The 26,655-nt window shown below is 64.5% G+C and carries 24 protein-coding genes; 14 read left to right on the plus strand and 10 right to left on the minus strand.

Going from position 1 to position 26,655, the window contains the following annotated elements:
- Positions 1 to 98: 98 nt before the first annotated feature.
- Positions 99 to 1,850, minus strand: a complete 1,752-nt coding sequence (polX, locus tag AC6I65_RS11445) for a DNA polymerase/3'-5' exonuclease PolX (protein WP_497902004.1) — start codon at positions 1,848 to 1,850, stop codon at positions 99 to 101.
- Positions 1,850 to 2,290: a DUF5788 family protein gene (locus AC6I65_RS11450; protein ID WP_497902005.1), complete on the minus strand. Its 441-nt coding sequence runs from the start codon at positions 2,288 to 2,290 to the stop codon at positions 1,850 to 1,852. The genes polX and AC6I65_RS11450 overlap by 1 nt, the downstream gene beginning before the upstream one ends.
- 123 nt (positions 2,291 to 2,413) lie before the next feature.
- Here AC6I65_RS11450 and AC6I65_RS11455 point away from each other — a divergent pair, with 123 nt between their 5' ends.
- Together AC6I65_RS11455 and AC6I65_RS11460 are read left to right on the plus strand one after the other, a co-directional pair.
- The gene (locus AC6I65_RS11455) at positions 2,414 to 3,340 is read left to right on the plus strand and encodes a rhomboid family intramembrane serine protease (protein ID WP_497902006.1); all 927 of its coding nucleotides are present in this window, start codon (positions 2,414 to 2,416) and stop codon (positions 3,338 to 3,340) included.
- 90 nt (positions 3,341 to 3,430) lie between these two features.
- Positions 3,431 to 4,264: an endonuclease V gene (locus AC6I65_RS11460; RefSeq protein ID WP_497903202.1), complete on the plus strand. Its 834-nt coding sequence runs from the start codon at positions 3,431 to 3,433 to the stop codon at positions 4,262 to 4,264.
- A 263-nt stretch (positions 4,265 to 4,527) separates the two neighbouring features.
- On the opposite strand, the gene AC6I65_RS11465 is transcribed toward AC6I65_RS11460, so the two are convergent.
- The 3 genes from AC6I65_RS11465 to purD form a co-directional block, all read right to left on the minus strand.
- Positions 4,528 to 5,244, minus strand: coding sequence for an acyltransferase (locus AC6I65_RS11465; RefSeq protein WP_497902007.1), 717 nt, complete (start codon positions 5,242 to 5,244; stop codon positions 4,528 to 4,530).
- Between the two features lie 92 nt (positions 5,245 to 5,336).
- On the minus strand, positions 5,337 to 5,576 hold the full coding sequence (locus AC6I65_RS11470) for a DUF8593 domain-containing protein (RefSeq protein WP_497902008.1): 240 nt from the start codon (positions 5,574 to 5,576) through the stop codon (positions 5,337 to 5,339).
- A gap of 74 nt (positions 5,577 to 5,650) precedes the next feature.
- Entirely contained in the window at positions 5,651 to 7,000 is a 1,350-nt protein-coding gene (purD, locus tag AC6I65_RS11475; RefSeq protein WP_497902009.1) for a phosphoribosylamine--glycine ligase, read from the minus strand.
- A 178-nt stretch (positions 7,001 to 7,178) separates the two neighbouring features.
- Here purD and thyA point away from each other — a divergent pair, with 178 nt between their 5' ends.
- The 5 genes from thyA (at position 7,179) to AC6I65_RS11500 (ending at position 15,091) form a co-directional block, all read left to right on the plus strand.
- On the plus strand, positions 7,179 to 8,237 hold the full coding sequence (gene thyA, locus AC6I65_RS11480) for a thymidylate synthase (protein WP_497902010.1): 1,059 nt from the start codon (positions 7,179 to 7,181) through the stop codon (positions 8,235 to 8,237).
- Positions 8,234 to 8,794 (plus strand): dihydrofolate reductase, encoded by a 561-nt coding sequence (locus AC6I65_RS11485; protein ID WP_497902011.1) that lies wholly within the window; start codon positions 8,234 to 8,236, stop codon positions 8,792 to 8,794. Before thyA ends, AC6I65_RS11485 begins: the two co-directional genes overlap by 4 nt.
- Positions 8,795 to 8,969: 175 nt before the next feature.
- Complete coding sequence (acnA, locus tag AC6I65_RS11490) at positions 8,970 to 11,705, plus strand: aconitate hydratase AcnA (RefSeq protein ID WP_497902012.1); 2,736 nt, start codon at positions 8,970 to 8,972, stop codon at positions 11,703 to 11,705.
- A 230-nt stretch (positions 11,706 to 11,935) separates the two neighbouring features.
- Positions 11,936 to 12,700: an Ig-like domain-containing protein gene (locus AC6I65_RS11495; RefSeq protein WP_497902013.1), complete on the plus strand. Its 765-nt coding sequence runs from the start codon at positions 11,936 to 11,938 to the stop codon at positions 12,698 to 12,700.
- A gap of 231 nt (positions 12,701 to 12,931) precedes the next feature.
- On the plus strand, positions 12,932 to 15,091 hold the full coding sequence (locus AC6I65_RS11500; protein WP_497902014.1) for a thioredoxin domain-containing protein: 2,160 nt from the start codon (positions 12,932 to 12,934) through the stop codon (positions 15,089 to 15,091).
- A gap of 443 nt (positions 15,092 to 15,534) precedes the next feature.
- On the opposite strand, the gene AC6I65_RS11505 is transcribed toward AC6I65_RS11500, so the two are convergent.
- Complete coding sequence (locus AC6I65_RS11505; protein ID WP_497902015.1) at positions 15,535 to 15,915, minus strand: TlpA family protein disulfide reductase; 381 nt, start codon at positions 15,913 to 15,915, stop codon at positions 15,535 to 15,537.
- A 123-nt stretch (positions 15,916 to 16,038) separates the two neighbouring features.
- On the opposite strand from AC6I65_RS11505, the gene AC6I65_RS11510 reads away from it, so the two are divergent.
- Positions 16,039 to 17,031: a PLP-dependent cysteine synthase family protein gene (locus AC6I65_RS11510; protein WP_497902016.1), complete on the plus strand. Its 993-nt coding sequence runs from the start codon at positions 16,039 to 16,041 to the stop codon at positions 17,029 to 17,031.
- A gap of 89 nt (positions 17,032 to 17,120) precedes the next feature.
- Here AC6I65_RS11510 and AC6I65_RS11515 read toward each other — a convergent pair whose 3' ends face one another.
- Positions 17,121 to 17,321: a hypothetical protein gene (locus tag AC6I65_RS11515; protein ID WP_254156979.1), complete on the minus strand. Its 201-nt coding sequence runs from the start codon at positions 17,319 to 17,321 to the stop codon at positions 17,121 to 17,123.
- 189 nt (positions 17,322 to 17,510) lie between these two features.
- Entirely contained in the window at positions 17,511 to 18,152 is a 642-nt protein-coding gene (locus AC6I65_RS11520) for a DUF5804 family protein (protein WP_497902017.1), read from the minus strand.
- A 136-nt stretch (positions 18,153 to 18,288) separates the two neighbouring features.
- Here AC6I65_RS11520 and AC6I65_RS11525 point away from each other — a divergent pair, with 136 nt between their 5' ends.
- The 5 genes from AC6I65_RS11525 to AC6I65_RS11545 all read left to right on the plus strand — a co-directional run bounded on the left by AC6I65_RS11525 (position 18,289) and on the right by AC6I65_RS11545 (position 24,796).
- On the plus strand, positions 18,289 to 19,902 hold the full coding sequence (locus AC6I65_RS11525; RefSeq protein WP_497902018.1) for a SufS family cysteine desulfurase: 1,614 nt from the start codon (positions 18,289 to 18,291) through the stop codon (positions 19,900 to 19,902).
- A 123-nt stretch (positions 19,903 to 20,025) separates the two neighbouring features.
- A complete protein-coding gene (locus tag AC6I65_RS11530) occupies positions 20,026 to 20,472 on the plus strand; it encodes a UPF0179 family protein (RefSeq protein ID WP_497902019.1) in 447 nt (148 codons plus the stop codon).
- Between the two features lie 114 nt (positions 20,473 to 20,586).
- A complete protein-coding gene (locus AC6I65_RS11535) occupies positions 20,587 to 21,753 on the plus strand; it encodes a hypothetical protein (protein WP_497902020.1) in 1,167 nt (388 codons plus the stop codon).
- A gap of 115 nt (positions 21,754 to 21,868) precedes the next feature.
- A complete protein-coding gene (locus AC6I65_RS11540) occupies positions 21,869 to 23,215 on the plus strand; it encodes a plastocyanin/azurin family copper-binding protein (RefSeq protein WP_497902021.1) in 1,347 nt (448 codons plus the stop codon).
- Between the two features lie 168 nt (positions 23,216 to 23,383).
- Entirely contained in the window at positions 23,384 to 24,796 is a 1,413-nt protein-coding gene (locus tag AC6I65_RS11545; RefSeq protein WP_497902022.1) for a sulfite oxidase, read from the plus strand.
- Positions 24,797 to 24,817: 21 nt separating this feature from the next.
- On the opposite strand, the gene AC6I65_RS11550 is transcribed toward AC6I65_RS11545, so the two are convergent.
- The gene (locus tag AC6I65_RS11550) at positions 24,818 to 25,420 is read right to left on the minus strand and encodes an FKBP-type peptidyl-prolyl cis-trans isomerase (RefSeq protein WP_497902023.1); all 603 of its coding nucleotides are present in this window, start codon (positions 25,418 to 25,420) and stop codon (positions 24,818 to 24,820) included.
- A 226-nt stretch (positions 25,421 to 25,646) separates the two neighbouring features.
- Here AC6I65_RS11550 and AC6I65_RS11555 point away from each other — a divergent pair, with 226 nt between their 5' ends.
- Positions 25,647 to 25,988, plus strand: a complete 342-nt coding sequence (locus AC6I65_RS11555) for a hypothetical protein (RefSeq protein ID WP_497902024.1) — start codon at positions 25,647 to 25,649, stop codon at positions 25,986 to 25,988.
- A 66-nt stretch (positions 25,989 to 26,054) separates the two neighbouring features.
- On the opposite strand, the gene AC6I65_RS11560 is transcribed toward AC6I65_RS11555, so the two are convergent.
- A complete protein-coding gene (locus AC6I65_RS11560; protein ID WP_497902025.1) occupies positions 26,055 to 26,456 on the minus strand; it encodes a winged helix-turn-helix transcriptional regulator in 402 nt (133 codons plus the stop codon).
- Between the last annotated feature and the right edge of the window lie 199 nt (positions 26,457 to 26,655).

Consider the following 26,655-nt stretch of genomic DNA (forward strand, 5'->3'; position numbering starts at 1 on the left):
CCGTCGACGAGGAGTCGTTCGGTCACGGTGGATCACGTGGTTAGTGTGTTAGGGCAGGAACAGGATCAGTGCGTCAGTGCAGGAACGGAACCAGTACATCAATGCAGGAACTCGCGCAACTCCTCGAGTTCCCAGGCGTTGATCACGTCCGCGGGTTCGGCCCACCCGCGCCGGGCCGTGTGGGCCCCCCAGCGGACGTACTCGAGGGTCGCCGGGCTGTGCGCATCGGTGTTGACGGCAATCGCCGCGCCCTTGTCGATCACGGCCTGGACGGCGCTTCCCCACAGGTCGAGTCGGTGGGGATTGCTGTTGACCTCGAGGGCAGTGTCGTTCGCCGCGGCAGCCTCACCCAGCGCGGCCGCGTCGATTGAGAGGCCCTCGCGCTGGTTGAGCAGGCGGCCGCTGGGGTGGCCCAGGACGTCGATGGCCGGGTTCTCGATCGCGCGAATCAGGCGCTCGTTCGCCGCGTCCGAATCCTGGTCGAGCGCGCTGTGGGGAGAGGCGACGATCACGTCCAGGGCGTCGATGACGTCCTCGGAGAGGCCGATTTCCCCCTCGGCGTCGACGTTGGCTTCGATCCCCGCGAACACCTCGAGGTCGGCGGCGGCGTCCACCTCGCGGATCGCCTCTACCTGCTCCAGGATCTCGGTGTCCGTGAGCCCCATGCCGCCGACGACGCCCGGCCCCTCTGCGTGGTCTGCGATCGCGTAGTAGTCGTACCCCTGCTCCGCGGCCGCGGTGACCATCTCGTCGATCGAGTTGTTGCCGTCGGACCACTCGGTGTGGGTGTGCAGGTCGCCGCGGATATCCTCGCGTGTGAGGAGGTCCGGCAAGGTACCGTCCGCAGCGGCGTCGATCTCGCCGCGATCCTCGCGCAGTTCCGGGGGCATCCACTCGAGGCCGAGTGCCTCGTACATCCCTTCCTCGGTTTCGCCAGCGACACGCTCGCCGACGCGCTGGCCCGCCTCGTGGTCCTCAACCTGGGAAACGTCGAAAGCGCCGTACTCGTTGAGCTTCAGCCCACGATCGATCGCGTAGTTCCGCAGGGTCACGTTGTGATCCTTGCTCCCAGTGAAGTACTGGAGCGCAGCCCCGAACTCCTCGGGCACCACGACGCGCAGGTCCACGCGGACCTCGCCGACGCGGACGCTCGCTTTCGCCGACCCGGACTCGATTTCGTCGTCGACGGAGTCCCAGGAGACGAACGCGTCGACGACGTCCTCGGCCTCGTCGGTGGCCGCGAGGACGTCCACGTCGCCGATCGTCTCGCGCCACCGACGGATCGAGCCGGCGACCTCACAGCGCTCGACCGTCTCGAGCGACTCCAGGAACGCGAGCACGTCGTCTGCGAGCGGGCGGGCCTCGCCGAGCAGTTTTCGTTCGCCGATCTCACGGGCGAACGGGATGTTCTCGAGGATGTTCTGTTCGGTCTTGGCGCCGAACCCCGACACTTCGCGGATCTCGTTCGCCTCGGCGGCCGCCTCGAGGTCGTCGAGCGTCCGGACGTCGAGTTCGCGGTAGAGTGTGCCGACCGTCTTCGGACCGACGCCCTCGACGCGGGTGAGATCGGCCATGTCCACGGGGAGGTCCGCCCGTAGCTCCTCCAGTTCCTCGATCTTCCCGGTTTCGACGTACTCGACGATCTTCGACCCGATGGCGTCCCCGACGCCGTCGATGTCCTCGATCGCCTCCTCGTTCCCCGCGTTCACCAGGTCGGCAATCGGCGCGGGGTGGGCGCCGATCGCCTCGGCCGCCCGCCGGTAGGCCCGTGGTTTGTACTCCACGTCGTCGGCCTCGAGCAGGTCCGCGAACTCCTCGAACCGGGCGGCGAGTTCGGCGTTGGTCGCCATCAGCGACCCCTCCGCGTGCCCGCGTCGGTCTCCCGGCCGAGCGCTTTCTTCAGGAATGACATCCAGCGCTTCTTGTCCGCCGTGTTCTGCGCCTGTTGCTCGCGCTCGAGGTCCGTCGGGCCGAGGTTCTCGAGGGCGTTGAGCGCCCGGTCGATGCCGACGATCGACCGGACGAGTTCCTCGCCCTCCTCTCGACTGATGTCGCCCTCTTCGATCAACTCGAGTCGCTCGAGGCGCTCCCGCCTGAGGTTCCGTTTGGCCTGCTCGACGCGCTCGCGTTCGCCTGCCGGAACCGTCTCCCGGCGCTTGATCTCGAAGACGAACTGCCGGAGATCGATCGACTCGTCCTGGATCGTGATCTCCTCGGGAATGTCCGCGCCGATGGTCGCGCCATCCCGGTTGACGCGCTCGAGCAACTGTTTTCGCTCGTAGTCTTGCACACGTCGTCGTGGGACTCGAGGGGGCAAAAATCCTCGTCACGCGCTCGCACGGCCGCCGATATCTGGCCTGAGGGGCGAGTGAAACCCCAAACCCCATAGCGACGCGTCACATACGGGGCGCCAATGGCAACGTGTGACGTGTGTGGGAAAAACGAAAGCATGCCGTACAACTGTCGGCACTGCGGGGGGACCTACTGCAGCGAACACCGCCTGCCGGAGAACCACAACTGTACGGGGCTCCACAACTGGAACGATCCGCAGGGGGTCTTCGACAGCGGGTTCGACGATAGCGTCGACAGCGGCGGGAAGACGGCCTCGAGTCTGAGCGACAAATTGCCGTTCAACACAGGGCCTGGTGGGCCGCTGGGGTACTTCCGGGGGAACATGACGTACACGTTCCTGGCGCTCATGTGGATCACGTTTCTCGCGCAGTGGATTGTTCTTCTAGTTGCCGGGACAACCGCTCACCGTGCTATCTTCATGCTCTCGACAGCGAACCCGGAGTACGTGTGGACGTGGGTGACCTCGATTTTCGCCCACTCGCCGGTCAACATCTTCCACATCGTGTTCAATAGCATCGTGATATTCTTCTTCGGGCCGCTCGTCGAGCGGTACGTCGGTTCGAGAAAATTCGCGATTCTGTTCGTCGTCAGCGGCGTTCTCGCTGGCCTCGGTCAGATCGCAATCTCCGCTTATCAGGGCGTTCCCTCGAACGTGCTCGGAGCGAGCGGCGCCGCCCTCGCGATCATGGGCGTTTTGACGATTCTGAACCCGAACCTCAAGGTCTACCTGTACTTCATCCTCCCCGTACCGATCTGGCTCCTTGCGGCCGGAACCGCTCTCGTCAGTATCTTCTTCATCGGCGGCGGAAGCGCTGGCGGTAGCGGCGTTGCACACGCAGCCCACCTCGTCGGTCTCGTGGTCGGTCTCGCCTACGGCGAGTACATCAAACGGACCCAGAACGTGCGAACGGCGAATCAATTCCAGCTCGGCGGCGGCGGTCCAGGCGGCCCCGGCGGTCCCGGCGGACCAGGCCGCAGACGATTCTAACGCGTCCGTACCCGAGCGTCATCGTGCTCCCCACTTCCGACCAGTTCACGACGCACACACGTCACCCCTTTCACACACGTTACGACTATGATACGAATCCGCCGTCCTGACCTCGTCCCCGATCCCGCGCTCTCGAGAGCCGACATGGAAGCCATGCAGCACGAAATCGCTCGCGAGGCCGTCTTCGAGGACGACTTCGCGTTCGACCTCGAGACGTTGACGAATCCGCTGGCGGCGACTTCGACTTCGAGCGGGGGTGGTAGCGGTAACGGGAGCGACGGCAACCCCGATACCGGACCAACCACCCAGCCAGTCGTCGCCGGCGTCGACCAGTCCTTCCTGCTCAATTCGGAACCCGAACGTGCGCTCAGCGCCATCGTCGTCATGCAAGGTGGCGAGGTCCTCGAGCGCGTCTTCGCCGTCACGCCCCTCAAGATCCCCTACGTCCCGGGCCTGCTCTCGTTCCGCGAGGGCGGCCCGATCCTCGAGGCCGTCGAGAACGTAACGACCGACCCCGACGTGTTCCTGTTCGACGGGAGCGGCCGCATCCACTTCCGGGAGGCCGGCATCGCGACTCACATGGGCGTCGTCCTGGACGTCCCCAGCGTCGGCGTCGCCAAGAGCCTGCTCTGTGGCGAGGCGACGGGCGACCTCGAGAACCTCGCCGCCGGCACCCGCGTCCCAATCGAAGCGAACGCGCGCGTCGAAACCGATCCGGGAACGCTCCTGGGGTACGCCGTTCAGACGAAGCAGTACGACTCACCGAACCGCTACGTCAACCCGCTGTACGTCAGTCCCGGTCACCGCGTCGGCCCCGAAACCGCGGCCGATCTGGCCCTCGCGCTCTCGAGGGGCTACAAGCTCCCGGAGCCGGTTCGACTGGCCGACAGCTACGCCGACGAGGCGAAAGGCGAGTTGGACTAGTCGCCTCGAGTTGCGGCTGCACCGTGAAACCAGGGAACAACGGGTAAGTGCTTCGTCCGGCCCTGTAAGGTATCCGTCCGGACGGATACGTCGGCTAATGGGGTACGCGACGACCTGAATGCTGGGATCGACGCCATCGTCCACTTCGCGATCATCGGTGGCATTGCCTGGGCGACCGGTCGACCGTTCCTGTTCCCGAGTCTTGGCCCTTCGGCGTCCCTGTGAGTTCGGCGACGAGGCCGGGGCTCGAGGCGCGACTTGTTTCACTCGACAGAGTGGGGTGGGTCGTCCCGTTCTCGCGTCGTCTCCGTCTCGCCGTCGGTTTCGTCGGTGGTCGCGTCGAGTTCGCTGTCGCGGTCGACTGCGAGCCCTTCGTCCCCGTCGATTGTGTCCTCGGTGTCGCTTCGCTCGCTCGAGGTCGAATCCGAATCCGAATCCGAACCCGGACCCGGACCTGAGTCCATCATCGTCGTCGCCGGCACCCCCGCCACGATTTCGCCCGGCGGAACGTCCCGCGTCACGAGCGAGTTCGCCGCAACGCTGGCGCCGGCGCCAATCTCGACACCGGGGAGGATGATCGCCCCGGCGCCGATCATCGCCCGCTCGCCGACGACTACCTCCCCCGTTCGATACTCGTCCTGGAGGAACTCGTGACAGAGAATCGTGGCGTCGTAGCCGATGATGGCATGATCCTCGAGCGTGATGAGGTCGGGCCAGAACACGTCGGGCGTGGCCTCGAGGCCCCACGAGACGCCCTCACCGACCGTGACGCCGAGGCGTCGCATGAGCCAGCGCTTGAGTTTCAGGCTCGGCGAGGTCCGGATCAGCCAGACGACGACGTAATTGATTGCCACGCGAAGGGGGTGGCGGGCGCTCGTCCAGTGGCCCAGCGAGTTCGTCGGGCCGGGCGTCGGGTGGCGGTGCACGCGGTCGTGTCTGCGTTTCTGATTGTGCTCGCGCCTCGAGGGGTCGTTAGTCACTGCCACGGCGTTCGTTCCAATCCTACAAGAAACCAACTGAACGGGTGAGCAGATCGGTTTTCTGCTCCGTTACCGAACCCTCGCCGCCCCGTTCAAAGCTGCCCGAGTCGAATCTCGTCGTCGCCGATGTGGTCGACGTTGCTCGCGTCGAGTTCGTACGTGTCCTCGCTGGCGTCGCCCCAGCCGAGTTTGGACTTGATCGTGTCGGTCATCCCCGGATCGGGGTTCACGTGTGCGGTATCACCGTGGACGGATTCGACCATCCCGATTCGGTCGCCGTTTTCGTTCACGACTGGCTTTCCTTCGTCGTCGTCCGTAAAGCGTGCGGACATACGACACTCTCCGCCGTTCAGTCGAATATAACGCGGGCTTGAAACTGCGCGGGGGAAGGTACAGAATCGCGGTTTTACTTCCCGCGCAGTTCGTCCATGTGGTCGATCCGGCGCTGAACCAGGTCGGCTTTCCCGATGTCGTGACGCACGTGCAGGCCTTCTTCGCCGGCGTCGGCGAGCGCGTCCTCGGCGATTTCCTCGGCCTCGACGATGGTGTCCGCGAGCCCAACGACGGCGAACGACCTCGAGGTCGTGGTGTAGATGCCGTCGTCACGTTCGTCGACACTGGCGTAGTAGAGCAGGGCGTCGCCAGCGCTCTCTCGCGCCTCGTCGCCGCTCGAGTCGTCCGAGGCCCTCGCCGCGCGCGCCACGCTCTCTTCGTCGACCTGCACCTTCGCTCCCGCCTCCGGGTCGGTTGGATATCCCGCAGGAACCGCGTACTTACAGACCGTGGCCTGCTCGGCGAACTCGAGTTCGGGCAACGGATCGCGGTTTCGCGCTGCCGTGAGCACCTCGAGGAAGTCCGTCTCGAGGACCGGCAGGGTGTTCATCGCCTCGGGGTCGCCGAAGCGGGCGTTGAACTCGACGACCTTCGGCCCCTCGGCGGTGAGCATGAACTGACCGTAGAGGATGCCCTTGTAGCCCTCGAGGGCCCCGACAGTCTCATCGATGATGTCGACGGCGTCGTCGTAGTCGACCGCCGTCATGAACGGCAATTCGCGCGTGGCGTCCGAATAGCTCCCCATTCCACCGGTGTTCGGCCCCTCGTCGCCCTCGTAGGCGCGTTTGTGGTCCTGGACCGCTGGGGCCGTGCGGACGTCGCCGTTCGCGACGAACGCCTGGACGGTGAACTCCTCGCCGACGAGTCGTTCCTCGAGGACGAGGCGGTCGTACTCGGAGTCCCGGATGTACTCCTTGCCCTCCTCGGCGGTCACCTGGTCCCCGATGACCTTGACGCCCTTCCCGCCCGTGAGGCCGGCGGGCTTGATCACGAGGTCGCCGTCGTAGCTATCGATGTACTCGCAGGCGGCCTCGCCGTCGTCGAATGTCTCGAAATCGGGGCAGCCCGTGATGTCGTTCTCCCGCATGAACCGACGCTGGAAGGCCTTGTCCGTCTCGATTCGGGCCTCGTCCTGGTTCGGCCCGAAGGCGTAGACGCCCGCGTTCTCGAGCGCGTCGGCCACGCCGGCCTGGAGCGGCGCTTCCGGGCCGACGACGGCGATGGTCGCGTCGACGGACTGGGCGTACTCGACCACCGCGTCGGGGTCGGTCGTCTCGAGCGTCTCGAACCCGCTCGCCAGGTCGGCGATTCCCGGGTTTCGGTTCCCCGCGCAGGCGTACAGGTCGGCCTCGCTGTCGGCCAGGGCGCGCGCGATGGCGTGTTCGCGCCCGCCGCCCCCGATCAGCAGTACGTGCTCGCGCATGATCGAAGTCGGTACGCAGGAACATGTAAAAGTTGTCCTTTCTCGAGATCTGTATGTGCACGAACGTGCTGAATCGGGAAGGGAGTCCGTCGACCGTGGGCCGGGTTACTCGATTCCAGTGAGACGATCGAGTCGGATGGATCAATGGTTATAGGCATTCGCTCGAAACCCAGTCTCAATGCAACAGTACCTCGACCTCGTCGATTCGGTGCTTTCGGAGGGGGCGTACAAACCCAACCGAACCGGCGTCGACACCATCTCCTCGTTCAGCCAGCACTACGAGATCGACCTCCAGCGAGGCTACCCGCTCCTGACGACCAAAAAGATGGACGGCTACCGCTGGAACTCGATGATCCACGAGATGTGCTGGTACCTCTCGGGCGAGGAGCACATCCGCGACCTGCGCGAGGAGACGAAGATCTGGGACGCCTGGGCCGACGACGAGGGGCAACTCGACACGGCCTACGGTCGCTTCTGGCGCCGATTTCCGATTCCCGACGACGAGAGCCGGCTCGAGGGCGAGTCCTGGGCGGACACCGTCTCCGACGACGACGCCAGCGGAGAGCCCGCCGGAAGCCAGTGGGTCACTCGAGAGGCCGACGGCCGCCAGACGTTCGACCAGCTCCAGTACGTGATCGACCAACTCTCCGATAATCCGAACTCCCGTCGACTGGTCGTCAACGCCTGGCACCCCGCGAACGCCGCCGTCTCGACGCTCCCGCCCTGTCACTACTCCTTCGTCTTCAACGTCCAGGGCGACCGACTCAACTGCCACCTCACCCAGCGCTCGGGCGACGTGGCCCTCGGGATTCCGTTCAACATCGCGGCCTACGCCCTCCTGACGAAACTCGTCGCCCAGCAGACGGGCTTCGAGGCGGGCACCTTCGGCCACACCATCGTCGACGCCCACGTCTACTGTGGGACCGGCGACCGCGGGCGTTGGTACGCAGACAACCTCGAGGCGTTGCAGGACCGCCTGGCCGAGGTCGACCCTCGAGATGACCGCGAGGCCTATGCCGACGTGCGTGAGTGGCTCCTCGAGAAAGCCCCGGACGAAGCCGAGGGCGAGGAACGATACGATCACGTCCCCAACCTGCTCCGGCAATGCACGCGCGAGCCGCTCGAGCGCCCACAACTGAAACTCGCGGACGTGACGATCGACGACCTCTCGGCCGACGACGTCGAGCTGGTCGACTACGAGTCCCACGACGGACTCCGGTTCGCGGTCGCCGAATGACGGGTTCGTCGCCCGACTCCGACTCGGCCCTCGAGACCGACCTCGAACTCGTGGGAATCGTCGCCGTGGCCGAGAACGGGATCATCGGCCGCGACGGCGAGATGCCCTGGCACGTCCCCGAGGACCTGGCTCACTTCAAGCGCCAGACCACGGGTCACCCAGTCATCATGGGTCGGGTGACCTACGAGGGAATCCTCGAGGGACTGGGCGAGCCCCTGCCCGGTCGAACCTCCATCGTCCTCACGAGTCGCGACCTCGAGACACCCGAAAACGTCGTCGTCGCCCACGAACTCGAGGCTGCGCTCGAGGAAGCCGAGCGCGCGGCCGATGACCGCCACGACGGCACCGACCGTGCGTTCGTCGCAGGGGGCGCGACGGTCTACGAGCAGTTTCTGCCCGCGCTCGATCGACTCATCGTCACCGAGATTCGGGACCGCCCCGAGGGTGACACCTCCTTCCCCGAGTGGGACCGCGAGGAATGGACCGAAGTCGAGCGCGAAGACCACGAGGGATTCTCGTTCCTCGAGTACGTCAGGCCAGACCATTCACGGGAGTGAGGGCTTCGAACGGTCGGAATCCGAGCACTGCGAACGTGAGTACTCCGCCGAATTGACAGCTGATCACACGGGCAAATATAGCACTGGTCGCGGCCGTTCGAACCTGTTCGGCAAGATTTGCACTGGAAGACCGATAGGTTCACACCTGCGCATTTCCTCAGTTTAACCAATATCGATGACGAACGACTCCACAGCCGATCCGTTCGGGGCGATTCGCGAACTCGAGCGAGACGGCGAGACGTACAAATTCGCCGACCTCACCGTGCTCGAGGAGGAAGGGCTCTGTGACCTCTCGAGTCTGCCCGTCAGCGTTCGCGTGCTGCTCGAGTCGGTGCTCCGCAACGTCGACGGCGAAATGGTTACCGAAGACGACGTCCGAAACGCCGCGTCCTGGCAACCCGACGTGCCCGACGCCGAGGTGCCGTTCAGTCCCTCGCGAGTCGTCCTGCAGGACCTGACCGGCGTCCCCGCTGTAGTCGACCTTGCCGCTCTCCGCTCCGCGGCGGATCGCGCGGGCGAGGACCCCACGATCGTCGAACCCGACGTCCCCTGCGACCTCGTGATCGACCACAGCGTCCAGGTCGACTACTTCGGGAGCGAGGACGCCTACGAGCAGAACGTCGAACTCGAGTACGAGCGCAACGAGGAGCGCTACCGCGCGATCAAGTGGGCCGAACAGGCCTTCGACGACTTCAACGTCGTGCCGCCGGGAACCGGCATCGTCCACCAGGTCAACCTCGAGTACCTGGGTCAGGTCGTCCACGACCGCGAGGTCGACGGTGAGCAGTGGCTCCTGCCCGACACCCTCGTCGGCACGGACAGCCACACGCCCATGATCGGCGGCATCGGCGTCGTCGGCTGGGGCGTCGGCGGTATCGAGGCCGAAGCCGCGCTCCTGGGACAGCCGATCACGATGACCCTGCCCGACGTCGTCGGCGTCCGCCTCTCCGGCGAACTCCCAGAGGGTGCGACCGCGACCGACCTCGTGCTCCACATCACCGAGAAGCTCCGTCAGGTCGGCGTCGTCGACAAGTTCGTCGAGTTCTTCGGCCCCGGCGTCTCCCAGCTCTCGGTCGCCGACCGCGCGACCATCTCGAACATGGCGCCCGAACAGGGTTCGACCATCTCCATGTTCCCCGTCGACGAGAAGACGCTGGACTACCTCGAGCTCACCGGGCGCGACGACGATCACATCGCGTTAGTGAAGGAGTACCTCGAGGCCCAGGGTCTCTTCGGCGATCAGGACCCCGAGTTCACCGAGGTCGTCGAGTTCGATCTTGGTGAAGTGGAACCCAGCCTCGCGGGCCACAAGAAACCCCACGCCCGCATCCCAATGGGCGATCTGGACGAGCACTTCCCGACGTTGCTCGAGGAGGAAGGTGTAATTGATAGTGGTGCGGCGGAGAGCGACGGCGGCCTCGTCTCCAAAAAACAACCCGCCCTCGAGGAGAAGGTCCCTGTCACTCTCGAGGACGGCACCGAGGTCGAGATCGGCCACGGCTCCGTGCTCGTGAGCGCCATTACGAGTTGTACGAACACCTCGAACCCCTCCGTGATGGTCGCCGCGGGCCTGCTCGCGCGCAACGCCGTCGAGGCTGGCCTCGACGTGCCCGAGTACGTCAAGACGAGCCTCGCGCCCGGCAGCAAGGTCGTCACCGAGTACCTCGAACAGGCCGACCTGCTCGACGACCTCGAGGAACTGGGCTACCACGTCGTCGGCTACGGCTGTACCACCTGCATCGGCAACGCTGGCCCGCTCGCCGAACCCATCGAGGCCGCCATCGACGAGTACGACCTCTGGACGACCAGCGTTCTCTCCGGGAACCGCAACTTCGAGGCGCGCATCCACCCGAAGATTCGCGCGAACTACCTCGCCAGCCCGCCGCTCGTGGTCGCCTACGGCCTCGCCGGCAAGATGGACATCGACCTCGAGGAGGAACCAATCGGCACGAACGCCGAGGGCGAGGAGATCTACCTCGAGGAGGTCTGGCCGGACCCGGAAGAGATTCGACAGACGATCCACGACAGCGTCTCCCCCGAGATGTTCGAGTCGAAGTACGCGAGCATCTTCGAGGGTGACGAGCGCTGGGAAGCCCTCGAGGCCCCCACGGGCGACGTCTACGAGTGGGACAACGACTCGACGTACATCCGCGAGCCGCCGTTCTTCAAGGACTTCCCGCTCGAGGAACCCGGCGTCGAGGACATCGAGGGTGCGCGCGGGCTCATGATGCTCGGCGACACCGTGACGACCGACCACATCAGCCCCGCGGGGCCGTTCAGCGAGGCCCTCCCCGCAGGCCGATGGCTCGCCGCCCAGGGCGTCGAGCCCTACGAGTTCAACACCTACGGCTCCCGCCGCGGCAACCACGAGGTCATGATGCGCGGCACCTTCGCGAACGTCCGCATTCAGAACGAGATGCTCGACGGGAAGGAAGGTGGCTACACCATCCACCACCCCACCGGCGAAGAGGTGACCGTCTTCGAAGCCTCCGAACGCTACCGCGAGGAGGACACCCCGCTCGTCGTGATGGCCGGCATCGAACTCGGCACCGGCTCGAGCCGGGACTGGGCCGCCAAAGGCACTGACCTCCTGGGCATCCGCGCGACCATCGGCGAGAGCTACGAGCGAATTTACCGCGACAACCTCATCGGCATGGGCGTCCTGCCGCTCCAGTTCGAAGAGGACGAGGGCTGGAAGGAACTCGGTCTCGACGGCTCGGAGTACTTCGAGATCCGAGGGCTGGAGGACGGCCTCGAGCCCAACCAGGAGCTCACGGTGATCGCCGAAGCAGAGGACGGGGAGACGACCGAATTCACCGTGACCGCGCAGGTCAGTACACCCGCCGCGGTGAAGTACATCGAGAACGGTGGCGTGCTCCACCTCGTGCTGCGTCGTCTGCTGACGGAGTAAATCCGCGGCTCGAGGCTGAAGAACGCGTCGTTCAGTGACGTAATCGATTTTTCTGACTCTGTTGAAATAGTTTATGACCGACATGATGTGGCTGCTGAATAGAGAGAATTAGTGCAGCACGACGACCTCGTTTGTTTCACACTGAAATCGTTGAACCATCTGCTTACTACACCTGCGTACTAATCAATTATCCAATTAATGTTATAACCACTGCTAAATTATCATTACGTATGGATCGTCGAACACTGCTCGGGTGTGTTGGAGCAACGGTTCTTGTGTCTGGTGGTGGGTGTTTGGGAGATGTGGGCAGTGGAACGGGTCAAAACGGTCTCAAAGAGAAGGACTTTCCAGAGAAGCCAGATCCGGTTACGAAAGGAAGCGCTACCGGATTCGTCGCGGAATATGAGGAAGTCTGGATGCACAATGACATGCTTTCGGAGAACACGACAAAGATCACCGTTGGGTGTCCCGCCGCAGTAGACGCAGAGGCTGATGGTGGATATTATCTCATCACTATCTGTCGTGGCAGCCAAACAATCGATCGAGAGGGAAGTGAAGCCGTTGGTCATCTCGGTCCGAAACCGAAGTTCTATTTCGTCTCAGATGACTCTGTCCAGCGCATCGATACCGAGCATAGGAAGTCAGAGCCAGCTCCGGAAACGTATGGAAACGGGACAGGTGGTCGTGAAGTACAGGGATTTCGGCTGGTGAACTTTGACGAGACGAGTCACGAAGTCACCGTAACCGTGACCCACCGAAAAGAGAACGAAACCATCTTCGAAAGAACGTACGATCTCGTCTCCGAATCGTTACTTACCCGGTCGGGATTGACGGCAGTTGAAGGAATCTACGATCTCACTGTCGAACTCAAGACGGGCGAATCAGCGACGTATGAGTGGCATATAGACGATATTAGGCCTCCGTTCGGCGTAAATATCTACATCTCACGTAGTGGCGCTATACATTTTGGGAGGAATACCGATCCGGGAATGTGACCTAACTCGGAGTGATATATGTGTCGCCTGAACTGACCGGTCACTACCTTTCGAAAATCGGCTCTCAATTTGTGCAACATTCGCGCTCTATATTCAGCAACCATCCTAGAACGTATCACCGACCGAGGGGTTCGACAAGCCCGTTTTCCTGTATTCGTTTTTGCGGGTCCAGAAGCTACGGACTCGAGGCGTACGCCGCGCTTTTACAGCGCCCGCACGTAGACGACGTCAATGAGCACACCCACCGAGCGCAACCGCCTTGAGGACGCGGCCAGTCCCTACCTGCGCCAGCACGCGGACAACCCCGTCAACTGGCAGCCGTGGGACGACCAGGCCCTCGAGACGGCCAAAGAGCACGACGTGCCAATCTTCCTCTCAATCGGTTACTCGGCGTGTCACTGGTGTCACGTTATGGCCGACGAGAGCTTCGAGGACGACGGCGTCGCCGAGTTGCTCAACGAACACTTCGTTCCGATCAAGGTCGACCGCGAGGAACGCCCGGACGTCGACAGCATCTACATGACCGTCTGCCAGCAGGTCACCGGCCGCGGCGGGTGGCCGCTGTCGGCGTGGCTCACCCCCGACGGCCGCCCGTTCTACGTCGGGACCTACTTCCCGAAGGAACCCCAGCGTGGGATGCCGGGCTTCCGGGACCTCCTCGAGAACATCGCCCACTCCTGGGAGGTCGACCGCGAGGAGATGGAGAATCGGGCCGACCAGTGGACCGCCGCGGCGAGCGACCAGCTCGAGGCCACGCCCTCGCCCCCAGAGGGGGTCGAAACGCCGGGCAGCGAGTTGCTCGAGTCGGCCGCCGGGACGGCCCTCCGCGGCGTCGACGAACAGTACGGCGGCTGGGGCTCGAGCGGCCCGAAGTTCCCCCAGCCCGCGCGGCTCCACCTCTTGTTCCGGGCGACCGATCGCACGGGGCGAAGGCAGTACCTCGAGGCGGCAGTCAGGACCCTCGACGCGATGGCGGGCGGTGGCCTGTACGATCACGTCGGCGACGGCTTCCACCGCTACTGCGTCGACCGGGACTGGACGGTGCCCCACTTCGAGAAGATGCTCTACGACAACGCCGAGTTGACGCGTGCCTACCTGGCGGCCTACCAGGCCGTCGGCGACGAGCGGTACGCCGACGTAGCCCGGCAGACCCTCGCGTTCGTCGAGCGCGAACTGACCCACGAGGACGGGGGCTTCTTCAGCACGCTCGACGCCCAGAGCGAGACCGAGGCCGGCGAGCGCGAGGAGGGTGCGTTCTACGTCTGGACGCCCGACGAGATTCGGGACGCACTCTCGGACCTGGACCGTTCGGAGGAAATCGACGTCGACGACGAGACTGTCTCAGATCTGGTCTGTGACCGGTACGGCGTGACGTCCGGCGGTAACTTCGAGGGGAAAACCGTGCTCACGATTTCGTCCTCGCGATCGGACCTGGCCGACCAGTACGACCTCGAGGCCTCGACGGTCGAGACGGTGCTCGAGGCCGCCCGCGATCAGTTGTTCGAGGCTCGCGAGGAGCGACCGCGCCCGAATCGAGACGAGAAGGTGCTCGCCGGCTGGAACGGCCTGATGATCGCCGCGTTCGCGGAGGCGGCGATCGTCCTCGGCGACGACGCCTACGCCGAAACCGCCACCGACGCGCTGGCGTTTGTTCGCGAGCACCTGTGGGACGACGACGGTACCCTCTCTCGGCGGTACGAGGACGGCGAGGTCGGCATCGACGGCTACCTCGAGGACTACGCCTTCCTCGCTCGCGCGGCGCTCACGTGTTACGAGGCGACGGGCGACCTCGAGCACCTCTCGTTCGCGCTCGAGTTGGCTCGAACGATCGAATCCGAGTTCTGGGACGGCGAGCGCGAAACGCTGTACTTCACGCCCTCGAGCGGGGAATCGCTGGTCGCGCGTCCGCAGGAACTCACCGACGCCTCGACGCCCTCGTCGACGGGGGTCGCCGTCGAGACGCTGCTCGCGCTCGAGCACGTCGCCGACGAGTCGTTCAGTGACGTCGCGGAAGCGGTCCTCGAGACCCACGCCAGCCGGATGCGCTCGAGCCCACTCGAGTACACCTCGCTCGTGCTCGCGGCTGATCGGCTCGCGACCGGCTCGCTCGAGTTGACGGTCGCCGCGGACGAGGTTCCGCGGGACTGGCGAGACGAAATCGGCTCGACGTTCCTCCCGGACCGCCTGCTCGCCAGGCGGCCGCCGACCGACGACGGACTCGAGGCCTGGCTCGACGCCCTCGACCTCTCGGAGGCACCATCGATCTGGGCCGGGCGCGAGGCGAGAGATGACGAACCGACGCTCTACGCCTGTCGCCAGCGGACCTGCTCGCCGCCCAGCCACGACGTCGACGAGGCGCTCGAGTGGCTACTGGGACATTCCGAGAACTGATCGGCATTGTGGCCCAGGTTCGGTGGGTGGCTCGATCGTCCTCGTCGTTCGATTACCCCTCCCTTCGTCTTCGTTCGGCCGTATATCCTCACGATATCTTATGATTTGTATATAAAAGACGAACATTTTCAAACGTGTGTCTAGACTTACTATTCTAGATGGTCGAATGTTCACAAAGTATTTACCGTCCGACTCGCGACTGCCGGACGAACGCCCACATGACACTGACTACTCTCGCGGCAAACTGGATCAGGCGAACCTGGGACCGTCATCGCCAGTCGTCTCTCTACCACGAGTGCCGTCGATGCGGGACGTCACTGAGTCAACCCCAACATTCCTGCCCGGCGTGCGGGTCGGGTGAAGTCGCTGCGATCTCTTTGCGGTAGGCTGTCTCGTGACCTCCTGGTAGCGTTTCAGACCGTCTCGTGTCTGTCTGGTACGTCTCAGGCCGTCTCGAGCGCGCTTTCGATCTGTTCTGCGAGGTACACCGACGGGGGGAGCGACTCGCTCTCGACGAACCGGGTAACTTCGGTCCCGTCGTCGTCGAGCACGACGACCGTCGGAATGTACTCGACGTCGTAGTCGTCGACCTTCGGGCCCTGTTTGTCCGTGTCGACGGCGAGTTCCTCGATCCGGTCGTCCGGAATGTCGGCAGCCTCGAGCGCCGCCGCGAAGTCCGGCAGGAGCGCTCGACAGTCCTTACACCAATCGCCGCCCCAGACGAGGTACGTCAGGTCCTCGCGGTGGGCCGCGAGCGTGGAAACGGTCTCCTCGTAGGCGGCGCTGTCCCAGGTCGGGTTCGGTCGCATCGTCTCGAGCGTCACGTCCGCTAGTTTCGACGCGAACGGCTTAACGGATTTGTTCGTGGCATCCCATCCTATTTCGTCACCGGCACGTCCTGCCGGGGTCCGCCACGCGTTTACCGTTCGAGTCCCTACCGATGGACAATGAAAGGCAGTATCCTGGACACGATCGGCTCTCCGCTGGTCCAGGTCGACTCGCCCGAGGGGGCGACGGTCGCCGCCAAGGTCGAGTCGTTCAACCCCGGCGGGTCGGCCAAGGACCGCCCCGCGCTCGCGATGGTTCGCGCCGCCGAGCGCGACGGCGTTCTCGCGCCGGGCAACCGCCTCGTCGAACCGACCAGCGGCAACACGGGCATCGGCCTCGCGCTCGTCGCGGCGGCCCGGGGCTACGACCTGACGATCGTGATGCCAGCTTCGAAGTCCGAGGAACGGCGCCGGATCATGGCCGCCTACGGGGCCGACCTCGAACTCGTCGAGGGAGACATGACCGACGCGCGCGATCGCGCCGACGAACTCGAGGGCGAGGGCGCCGTCCAGTTGGGACAATTCGAAAACGCGGCGAACCCCGAGGCCCACTACCGGACGACCGGCGAGGAGATCGTCGACCAGGTCGGCGAGCGCGAGGTTGACATCTTCGTCGCCGGCGTCGGCACCGGCGGGACGCTCTCGGGCGTCGGCCGTCGGCTCCGCGAGGAGTTCCCCGACGTGGAGATCGTCGCCGTCGAACCCGAGCGCAACGCCGTGCTCTCGACGGGCGTATCCGGAAACGACGAGTTCCAGGGCATGGGTCCCGGATTCGTCAGCGACAACCTCGACACCGATCTGATCGACCGCGTGGAAACCGTTGCGCTCGAGGACGCCGAGGAGGAGTGCCGTCGCCTGGCCCGCGAGGAGGGGATCCTCGTCGGGCAGTCGAGCGGTGCGACGAGCCTCGTCTCACAGAAAGTGGCTCGCGAGATAGCCGATCCAGCCCTCGAGTGTCCGGAACTCCCCGACACGTTCGACGGTCCGCTCACGCCAGCGACCCAGACCCAGACTCGGACCGACGGTGGCCAGATGGAGGACGACTGTCCGCTGGTCGTGACCGTCTTCTGGGACAGCGGGGAACGATATCTCTCGACAGGTCTGTTCGACTGACGGTTCCGGTTTCTGTGGGGTTAACACCCCGAACGTCACTGCACGCGTACTCTTCGCTCGACCTCGAGGCGTCCGTCTCGATGGGCGACCTATGTGTCGATGTGATGGACCGCGTCCGGGGACAGGAGTCGACCAGTGGGTAGTTCGACCCATCCGTTCGCCAGCAGTCGAACGTCCCCCTCGTGCAGGATCGTTTCCTGCTCGAGATCGGCGTACACGACTGCGTCCTGATACTCCCGTCCGAGACCGTCGACGAGTTCCTTCCACGCCGGCTCTGTCGAAATGACCATGGAGTGTGTTTCTCGAGTAGAGTAGTGAATGTTCGCTGTGTGCGTGGCTCTCTGACGGACCGACGGACCGTTGAACTACTGAATTGCTAAATCGACGAATCGCTGAATCGACGAACTGTCAGAGTCCGCTCGGGGGACGACGAACTTTGAGGAAGGACGACGGGGACTCGAGCGACGGCAAAACCCGAGCTATGGCGAAAATTCGGATTCGGTGAGTCGCACGATCAGTGTCTCCTCGACGTCCCTGAGGTCGTACGTGGGCGTCTCCCCGTCCGTTCGGCGGACGTAGAGCGGTTCGACGAGTTTCGGCGGGCCGCCTGGCTCGACTCTGTTGCCGGCCCGATGCGTCGTCGCCTGTGCAGGCCCGGAAATCGAGTCGGCGTCGGTCGCCTGTTCGTCTCCGGCGCCGGGTTCGTCGCTTCGTGTGTCGGTCGCACGCTGTCGATCGTCGGGCTTCCCGCCGTCACCCGTCGAAGTCTCGAGCCCCGGCGCTTCGGGTCGCTCGAGCCCGAATATCTTCAGGTGTTCGCCGGTTTCCGCAGGCTCGAGGTCGCCGTTTCGAAGCGCGACGGCCAGGTCCCGCGAGAGCCACTCGTCGTCGCTCACGCTCGGCTCCTGGATCAGGACCTCGTCGACGAACCGGACGAGGTACCACTGGAGGTCGTTACACAGCGAGACGGCGGCCCCGAGGCTGACAGTCCGAACCGCCAGCGAGTTCTCGAAGGGGCGAGCCAGGTCGTACGTGGACAGGGCCTCCCGGGACGTCTCTCGGGAGAGGAGCTCGTACTGGAGCGAGACGTCGGGCGAGCCGACGAGGCAGACGCGCGTCACTGTTCGTTCGTTGGTACAGTCGTGCGTCCGGGTAATGTGGGTTTCGTCTCGACACTCACGACTACTGGCCTGTCTCGAGTGATGCGTAATTCGACGCCGTCACAACTACTTTAATCAATGGGGATAATCACGAGATATGACCGATTCCGTTCGATCGGACTTTCCGATCCTCGAGCGCGACGTCGACGGCCAACAGTTGGTATATCTCGACAACGCGGCGACGACCCAGACGCCGCAGCAGGTCTACGACGTGTTCGAGGAGTACTTCTCGACATACAACGCGAACGTTCACCGCGGGATTCACACGCTGAGCCACGAGGCCTCGATCGCTTACGAACAGGCCCACGACAGACTGGCCGAGTTCGTCGGTGCCAGCCGCGGGCGCGAGGAACTCATCTTCACGAAGGGGGCAACCGAGAGCATCAACCTCGTCGCTTACGGCCTGGGGCTCAACGAACTGGGCCCCGGCGACCAGGTCGTGACGACGGAGATGGAACACCACGCCTCGGTCGTGACCTGGCAGCAGGTCGCGAAGAAGACGGGCGCCGACATCGACTTCGTCCGGGTGACCGACGACGGCCACCTCGACCTCGAGCACGCCAACGAACTCATCGGTCCGGACACCGCGGTCGTCTCGGTCGTCCACGTCTCGAACGTCCTCGGGACGATCAACCCGGTCGCCGAGCTGGCCGAGATGGCCCACGAGCACGACGCCTACGTCGTCGTCGACGGCGCCCAGTCCGCACCGAACCGACCCATCGACGTCGAGGCGATGGGCGCGGACTTCTTCGCCTTCTCGGGCCACAAGATGGCCGGCCCGACGGGTATCGGCGCCCTCTACGGCAAGCGAGAGATCCTCGAGGAGATGGAGCCGTTCCTCTTCGGCGGCGAGATGATCCGGCACGTCACCTTCGAACGCTCGACCTGGAACGAACTCCCCTGGAAGTTCGAGGCGGGCACCCCGCCCATCGCGGAGGGGATCGCGCTCGCGGCCGCGGCGGACTACCTCGAGGAGATCGGCATGGACGCGATTGCGGCCCACGAGAACGAGCTCGCCCAGTACGCCCTCGAGCGACTCGAGGCGCGCGACGACGTGACGACCTACGGGCCGCCCGCGGGCGAGGAGCGATCCGGCCTGGTCGCGTTCAACGTCGACGGCGTCCACGGCCACGACCTCTCCTCGCTCCTGAACGACCGCGGGATCGCCGTCCGGGCGGGCGACCACTGCACCCAGCCACTGCACGACGCTCTCGACATACCTGGCTCCGTCCGCGCGTCGTTCTACGTCTACAACACGCGCGAGGAGGTAGACGCCCTGCTCGAGGCGATCGACGACGCCTGCGCGAAGCTGGACGCCTACCTGCGGTCCGATCGGTATCACGACGTCCTCTACGACCACCACTGCGACCCCCGGAACGCGGGCGGCCTCGAGAACCCCGACCTCGTCAAGTCCTCCGAGGAGACCTCCTGTGGCGACGACGGGGAGTTCCACGTCGACGTCGCTCCCGACGGTACGATCGAGGCCATCGCCTTCGAGAGCGAGAGTTGCGCCGTCAGCAGCGCCGTCGCGAGCATCCTCTCGACGGAACTCGAGGGAATGACCGTCGAGGAGGTCGCCGCCATCGACGGGCTAATCGCAGGCCGACTCGAGGGCCAGTACCCGGCGCTCAGGCGCGATTGCGTCGAGGGCCCCGAGGACGTGATCCGGATCGCGGCCCAGGACTACCTCGAGAGCGCCGGAGCCGACTGATCGGTAAGAACGACCGCATTGACCACGTCGCCCCACCTCGACAACCTCGACCAGCGAGCCACTGGAGCAGACTCGAGCGAGTGACGTGAGGCTTAACCGGTCGCGGTCCGAAGGAGACTACCAATGACCACCGTGACCCTCCTCGGGACGCGCCTCGCCGACCCTGGCACCGAGTTCGTCTACGAGGGTGAGGCCGACGGCTGTACCGGCTGTCCCTACCGGAGCCAGTGTCTCAACCTCGAGCCCGGCCGCCGCTACCGCGTCACCGACGTCCGTGAGAACGCCCAGACGCTCGAGTGTGCGATGCACGACGATGGCGTCCGCGCCGTCGAGGTCGAACCGGCGACCGTCACTGCGAACGTCCCCTCGAAGGGCGCGTTCAGCGGGAGTAAGGCGAGTCTGAGCGGCCCCTGTCCGTACATCGACTGTCCGAGCCACGCCCTCTGTGAGCCCGACGGCGTCGAATTCGACCGCGAGTATCGGATCCAGCAACTGCTCGGCGACCCACCACACGAGGTCTGTCACCTGAATCGCTCCCTCGAGCAGGTCGAACTCGATCCGGCAGAGTAGTCGAACTCGAGTCCGTCGTTCTTACCGATTCTGTCGCGTTCGTCCCAAACCAACGGTGAAATCGTTGTTTGACCTTCCAGAGAGCACTTATCGTCTCCGGCGAGAGTATCGCGTATGGACCCCTCCAGACGAACGATTCTTCGCTCGGGCGCACTCGGTGTCGGGCTCACCGTCGCCGGCTGTCTCGACGCCAGTCCGACCGGCTCGAGCCCCGGCGATGAAGACGGTGAGGACGACCCGAACGACGGTGACGGGGCGAACGGCACTAACGGCACCGACGACTCGGACAGCAACGATGATGACGGCACTGGCTCGAGTCCCGAAATTACTGCCATCGAGACCATTGCCCTCGAGCCCCGAACCGACGAACCGCCGTGGGCCTCGGATGGGATTGGTACGGTCGCGCTGATCACCGACGCCGACGTCCTCGAGCGACTGGACGCCATCGCGACGAACCGAACCGCCGAAACCGTGGACCCCTTCCTCGAGGAGACTGACTTCGAGACGGAGGTGCTCGTGCTCGTCGAATCCGGTGGCCCGACGATCTGCCACGACAGCATCGAGGTCAGCGACGTGAACTTCGACGCCCAGGAGAGCGCGATCACGGCGACGGCGACGGTCGTCGACTCGAGCGACGGCGGCTGTGGAGAGGCGCTAGCCTACCCGTCGTCGCTCACGCGGGTCTCGTTCGACGGCGACGGGATGTGGCACCACAACGCCGTCGTCACGCTCACCGATGGCTGGGGAGAAACCGAAACCGTCGAGGCGGCCCACGAGCGCGTCATCGACCCGGTCGGACTCGAGGGTGGCGTCGAGCCTGACGGCGATCCGGCGACGATTCCGGAACCACTCGAGTGCTCGGACGACGACTTCAAGCGTCTCTCGTCCGCCGAGTCGGTACACTGGGGCGACGCCGACGCGTTCGCCATGCGCGTCGACCCCCTCGAGGTCGCTCGCGGCGAGTCGGTGTCGGTCACGATGCGGAACCTCACCAGCGTCGAACAGGGCACCGGCAACGACCGGAAGTTCTCGCTCGAGGTCCGGACCGAAGCGGGCTGGCAGGAGGTTCGCGGCCACCGTTCAGAACACGGCATCGGCTACACCGACGAGGGAATCATCCACCGTCCCGGCGAGGGATTCGACTGGGAGCTCGAGCTATCCGAAGCGGCCGTCGAGGACCTGTACTCGGGGCTCGAGGTCTGCCCGGGGCTCCCGGCCGGCCGGTACCGGTTCGTCTACTGGCCGCTCGACCTGACGGTGGCGTTCGACGTGCTCGAGTGATCGGCCTCTAGTTGGAAAAGAGCTCCCCGGCCGAATTCGTTCTCGAGACGCTGTCAGTCACGTACTCGTGGAATAGCATCTTTGTCGGCGCCACCTTTGGGTAGATTGGATTCACATGAGCGACGCGAGCACCCGACGGCGCTTTCTGCGCCACCTCGGAGTGGGCAGCGCCCTGACCGCAGCCCTGGCCGGCAAGGTTGGTGGGACAGTCGGCAATCGATTCCAGGACGACGGAGACGGTGACGGAACGGAGGACGAAGGCGAAGGCGAAGACGAAGGAGACGGCGACGAAAGCGACGGAACCGACCGCGAAGACGACTCGAGCGACGACCCTGCCGTGACACAGGTCGTCGCCGGCCCCGACGGTGCCTGGCGGTTCGAACCCGAGGACGTCGAAATCGGTCTCGGAGAGGCGGCCGAGTGGACGTTCGCCAGTGCAGGCCACAACGTCACATCCCTTCCCGGGGCGTCGGACAAGAATCGAAACCCACCGAACGCGGAGCCGTTCGCCTCCTACGAGGGCGACGCCCACTTCTCGGTCGCTCCGGAGGGTGAGACATACCGTCACGTCTTCACCACCCCCGGCGAGTACGAGTACGTCTGCGTCCCCCACGAGAACACGATGGTCGGTACCGTCGAGGTGGACGCCTGCGCGGACGAAACCGTTGTCGTCGCCCCCGACGGCGACCGTCGATTCGAACCCAACGCGCTCGAGATCGGGCTCGGGAACACGGTGGAGTGGCAGTTCGAGGAAGAGGGGCACAACGTGACTGCGCACCCGGACGCCTCCGACAATACGTCGGTGCCGGAGGGGGCCGAGCCGTTCGCCTCCTACGACCTCTCGAACAGCGAGGACGAGGACGAGGGTGAAGGCGACGGCGAGGACGAGGGTTCTCAGATCGACAACGAGGCCACCCGCGAGGCCGACGAAACGTTCGCTCACGCGTTCGAGACCCCCGGGACGTACGAGTACGTCTGTGCGATTCACGACGAGGAGATGGTCGGCACGATCGAGGTTCTGGACGAACCGGACGCGACCGTCACCGTCGCACCGGACGGCGAACTCGCGTTCGATCCGGCTTCGCTCTCGCTCGAGGTCGGCGATGTCGTCCGCTGGACGTTCGAGGAGGAGGGACACAACGTTAGCGCCCACCCGGAGGCATCTGCCAACGCGTCGGTGCCCGAGGGAGCCGAGCCGTTCGCCTCCTACGACCTCTCATCCGGTGCGGACGAAAACGGAGAAGGGACACACGAAACTGACGACGGAGATGGAGAGGGCGAAACCGACGAAATCGATCACCAGGCCACCCGCGAGAGCGGGGATACCTACGACCATCGGTTCGTCGCCGTCGGGCAGTACGAGTACGTCTGTGCGATCCACGACCAGGAGATGATCGGGACTATCGAGGTCGAACCGTGTAGTGACGGGGACGACGAGTCGAACGAAGCGGCCGACGACTAACCGTTTCCTCGACCTCGAGCGACGTTTCGTTCCGAACTCGAGGGACCGGAAGCCGGTCGACTCGCGGGACTCTCTATTGGAGTGATCGGTAGACCGTTTATCGAGCGGGATTCGATACGGCAGGATTATGTTAGCTATATCGCCGTCAGGAGTGTGCGTGCGTTTGTCATGCAGGGACAGTCAACGAGCGGCGGGGACGAGCAGTCGGGCGAGACCGAACGACGACGACGGCGATTACTTGACCGGCGAAGGTTCATGATGGCATCGGGCGCACTCGCGGGACTGAGTGTAACCGGGTCGGTGGTAGCGAGACAGGAGCAAGAGGAATCGGAGTCCGACGAGGGCGAGGGCGACGGCGGACCAGAACGGGGGACGCCGGAGTACCTGGAGGAGCACTATCCAGGATTACGAATTTACTCACCGGATCCGGAGAACGCGGAGGCGGCGGCCCGCGAGACGTACACGAGTTACCTCACGCCGAAGGAGGAACACTACATCCGGAATCACTACCTGTCGCCCCAGCTCGACGCCGAGGAGTGGGAGATCGAACTCAGGTTGGGCGAGGAGACTGTCTCGCTGTCGATGGAAGACCTCGAGCGCGAGTACTCGACCGAGTCGGTGGCCCACACGATGCAGTGTTCGGGCAACGGTCGCTCCTACTTCGACCCCGAGGTGGCGGGCAATCCCTGGACCTTCGGTGCGGTCGGTAACACCATCTGGACCGGTGCGCCGGTGAGCGAAATCCTCGAGGCCCACGACGCCGACACGAGCGACGGGAAGTGGCTGATGGCTGCCGGCGGGGATCACCCGGAAGGCGAGCGAATCTTCGCGCGCTCCATCCCGATGCAGAAGGTGATGGACGACTGCCTGCTCGCCTACGAGATGGACGGAGAGCCGTTGAGCGCCGAACACGGCCACCCCGTTCGGCTCCTCGTCCCCGGCTGGATGGGGAATAACAACGTCAAGTGGCTCCGCGAACTCGAGGTCATGGACATGATGATGATCGGCGAGGAGTGGGAACAGTACCTCCACTGGCAGCAGAACTCCTACCGGATCATCCCCGAAGGCGAGGAGGCCGAGCACAACGAGACGATCGACGAGTTCGACACCTGGGCGCAGATGGAAGCAGCCGCCAACGGCGAACTCGACCACCTGCCGTACATCTACGATCAGGTCGTCAAGTCGATCATCGGCTATCCCGGCGAGGAATCGACGGTGTCGCCGCGCGCCCAGGACGGCAGCGTCGAGGTGCTCGGGGTCGCCTGGGCTGGCGACGACCGCGTCGAGTCCGTGGAAGTTTCCACCGATGGTGGCGAGAGCTGGGAGGAAGCGGAGTTCTTCGGCCCCGACCTCGGCCCTGGCGGCTGGCGACAGTTCCGCTACCTCTGGGAGGCCGAGGCGGGCGAGCACGTCCTGTACTCGCGGGCGACCGACGAGAACGGGTACACGCAGTTCGGGCCGATCTCAGACCCAGGCGCAGGACTCGAGGCCATCTCCGACGACCAGTTCCCCTGGAATCAGGACGGATACGCCTGTAACGCCTACGAACCGCACGGAGTGACGGTGACCGTCGAGGAGTGATCGCTTCTCGAGAGCGAAGCGTCAATCCGCCTTTTCCTCGGCTGCCTCGTTCGCGTTCGTCTCGTCAGCACCCGCCTCGTCCGCATCGACCTCCTTCGACCTCGAGAGCAGGCGCTCGTCAGCGAGGAGTTCGTCCGTCGCTCCCGTCGAATCGTCGCTCACCGCCAGCACGTGGAGGTCGCACTCGATGGTCGTTCCGGCGAGTTCGTGGTTGAAGTCCACGACGGCCCGGCCGTCGTCCTCGACCGCCTGAATCCACCCGGTTTGGCCGTTGTCGTCGCGAACGAGTGTTCCGGGTTCGAGCGCCGACGGATCCGACGTCAGCGTTTCAGCGGGCACCTCGAGCACGCGCTCCTCGCTGTAGGCCCCGAACGCCTCCCCGGGCTCGAGTTCGACGGTTCGTCGCTCGCCGACGGCCATCTCCTGGAGCACGCGGTCGATGCCCGGGAGGATCTTCTCCTCGCCGACCCTGACCTCGAGTGGTTTGTAGTCGCGGTGATCGTGGTAGATACCTTCCTCGAGGGCGACGTCGACGTCGGTCGTGTCGAAGACCTCGCCTGCGGCGTCCCCCTCGGCGATGCGGCCGGTGAAGTGAATCGCGGCGACGCGTCCGGGAGCTACCATGGGTCGAAGAGTGAGTGATGAGCCATCGTTCGTGTGTGAGCGTACCGCACGTCTCCCACTCGCGGCGCCATCAATCATTTCGTCAGCACCCGTGACCGACTCGAGTGTCGACTCGTTGTCCGTCAATGACCGGCGAGAGGACGGCTCGAACGGGAACGACGGACGTCATAGAACCGTTGAACACGCAAGGGTCACGCCAATTTTTCGAACTAGTGAATTTGCCTCTATGACCGACTACGAAATGCACGAACCAGACTTCTCGGGAACGACAACCGAGAACTGGGACGACCCCCAGCTAGAAGACTTCGACACCGACGACCTGGACGAGGTAGCGGACCACTTCATCCTCTCGTCGTCGGGCTTTCCGCCGGAGAACTTCACCGACCTCAAACTCCCCGTGGTCGGTCCCGACGGGAACCTGAACAAGAACGCCTTCGCTACGGCGAAAAGCGGCGGCCGCGGCGTTGGCGCAGTCGAAGACCTGAACGACGAGGCGGCGGACGAGATCACGGACCTGATCGACGACCTGGCTAACGAGCACTTCGACGACGCCGATTTCGGGGAGTGACTCGTACGTCTCCGGCAGAACGCAGTCACGGTCGCGGTCGCAGAGGACGTCGCAATCGCGAGAGGTCTACTCGTCTCCGGATGCTGACTCCTCGAGCCAGCTTCCCGCCCAGCACTCGATTTCGTCGAAGACCGGTTCGAGCGAGTGCCCCTTCGGCGTCAAACTGTAGTAGGTCGCGATGGGCGCATCCTCCTCGATCCGCCGGTCGACGAACCCGAGTTCGCCCAGGTCCTCGAGCACCCGCGAGAGCGTCCTGGCGTTGGCGTCGGTCGCGCGCTTGAGTTCGTTGAAGCGGTACTCGCCCTTCTGGAGTTCGTGGAGGACGGCGAGTCGCCACTGAGAGCCGATCTGCTCGATCGAATCGATGACGGGGCATGGAGAGTCCTCGGGTTCGGATCCGACGGCGACGTCGCCGTCAGTGGACGTTTCAGCGCGCTCGACCTCGAGTGGAGTGGATTCGGATGACATCGTGGGTATCTGATTCCTTTTCGTCTCGAAAGCCTATAGCAGTTCGGTATCGTACCAGCTAACACGAGGCAATCACTAACGATGATAGCCGGCCCAACCGAGCTACCGACGACGGAACTGCACCATGTCACTAACAGCTGCACCGACGTTGAAACTACGAAGGCGTTTTGCGAGGACGTTCCTGGAAGTAGTTTCGTTG

The organism is Natronosalvus sp. KLKA75, assembly GCF_059736265.1.

What these genes read in the sequence shown, in the direction of transcription:
- AC6I65_RS11455 (WP_497902006.1), top strand. Translation starts at nt 2,414, where the DNA reads ATGGCAACGTGTGACGTGTGTGGGAAAAACGAAAGCATGCCGTACAAC.
- AC6I65_RS11540 (WP_497902021.1), top strand. Translation starts at nt 21,869, where the DNA reads ATGAGCGACGCGAGCACCCGACGGCGCTTTCTGCGCCACCTCGGAGTG.
- AC6I65_RS11545 (WP_497902022.1), top strand. Translation starts at nt 23,384, where the DNA reads ATGCAGGGACAGTCAACGAGCGGCGGGGACGAGCAGTCGGGCGAGACC.
- AC6I65_RS11555 (WP_497902024.1), top strand. Translation starts at nt 25,647, where the DNA reads ATGACCGACTACGAAATGCACGAACCAGACTTCTCGGGAACGACAACC.
- AC6I65_RS11550 (WP_497902023.1), bottom strand. Translation starts at nt 25,420, where the DNA reads ATGGTAGCTCCCGGACGCGTCGCCGCGATTCACTTCACCGGCCGCATC.
- purD (WP_497902009.1), bottom strand. Translation starts at nt 7,000, where the DNA reads ATGCGCGAGCACGTACTGCTGATCGGGGGCGGCGGGCGCGAACACGCC.
- AC6I65_RS11515 (WP_254156979.1), bottom strand. Translation starts at nt 17,321, where the DNA reads ATGGTCATTTCGACAGAGCCGGCGTGGAAGGAACTCGTCGACGGTCTC.
- AC6I65_RS11470 (WP_497902008.1), bottom strand. Translation starts at nt 5,576, where the DNA reads ATGTCCGCACGCTTTACGGACGACGACGAAGGAAAGCCAGTCGTGAAC.
- AC6I65_RS11535 (WP_497902020.1), top strand. Translation starts at nt 20,587, where the DNA reads ATGGACCCCTCCAGACGAACGATTCTTCGCTCGGGCGCACTCGGTGTC.
- acnA (WP_497902012.1), top strand. Translation starts at nt 8,970, where the DNA reads ATGACGAACGACTCCACAGCCGATCCGTTCGGGGCGATTCGCGAACTC.
- AC6I65_RS11485 (WP_497902011.1), top strand. Translation starts at nt 8,234, where the DNA reads ATGACGGGTTCGTCGCCCGACTCCGACTCGGCCCTCGAGACCGACCTC.
- AC6I65_RS11495 (WP_497902013.1), top strand. Translation starts at nt 11,936, where the DNA reads ATGGATCGTCGAACACTGCTCGGGTGTGTTGGAGCAACGGTTCTTGTG.
- AC6I65_RS11525 (WP_497902018.1), top strand. Translation starts at nt 18,289, where the DNA reads ATGACCGATTCCGTTCGATCGGACTTTCCGATCCTCGAGCGCGACGTC.
- AC6I65_RS11510 (WP_497902016.1), top strand. Translation starts at nt 16,039, where the DNA reads ATGAAAGGCAGTATCCTGGACACGATCGGCTCTCCGCTGGTCCAGGTC.
- polX (WP_497902004.1), bottom strand. Translation starts at nt 1,850, where the DNA reads ATGGCGACCAACGCCGAACTCGCCGCCCGGTTCGAGGAGTTCGCGGAC.
- AC6I65_RS11560 (WP_497902025.1), bottom strand. Translation starts at nt 26,456, where the DNA reads ATGTCATCCGAATCCACTCCACTCGAGGTCGAGCGCGCTGAAACGTCC.
- AC6I65_RS11500 (WP_497902014.1), top strand. Translation starts at nt 12,932, where the DNA reads ATGAGCACACCCACCGAGCGCAACCGCCTTGAGGACGCGGCCAGTCCC.
- thyA (WP_497902010.1), top strand. Translation starts at nt 7,179, where the DNA reads ATGCAACAGTACCTCGACCTCGTCGATTCGGTGCTTTCGGAGGGGGCG.
- AC6I65_RS11530 (WP_497902019.1), top strand. Translation starts at nt 20,026, where the DNA reads ATGACCACCGTGACCCTCCTCGGGACGCGCCTCGCCGACCCTGGCACC.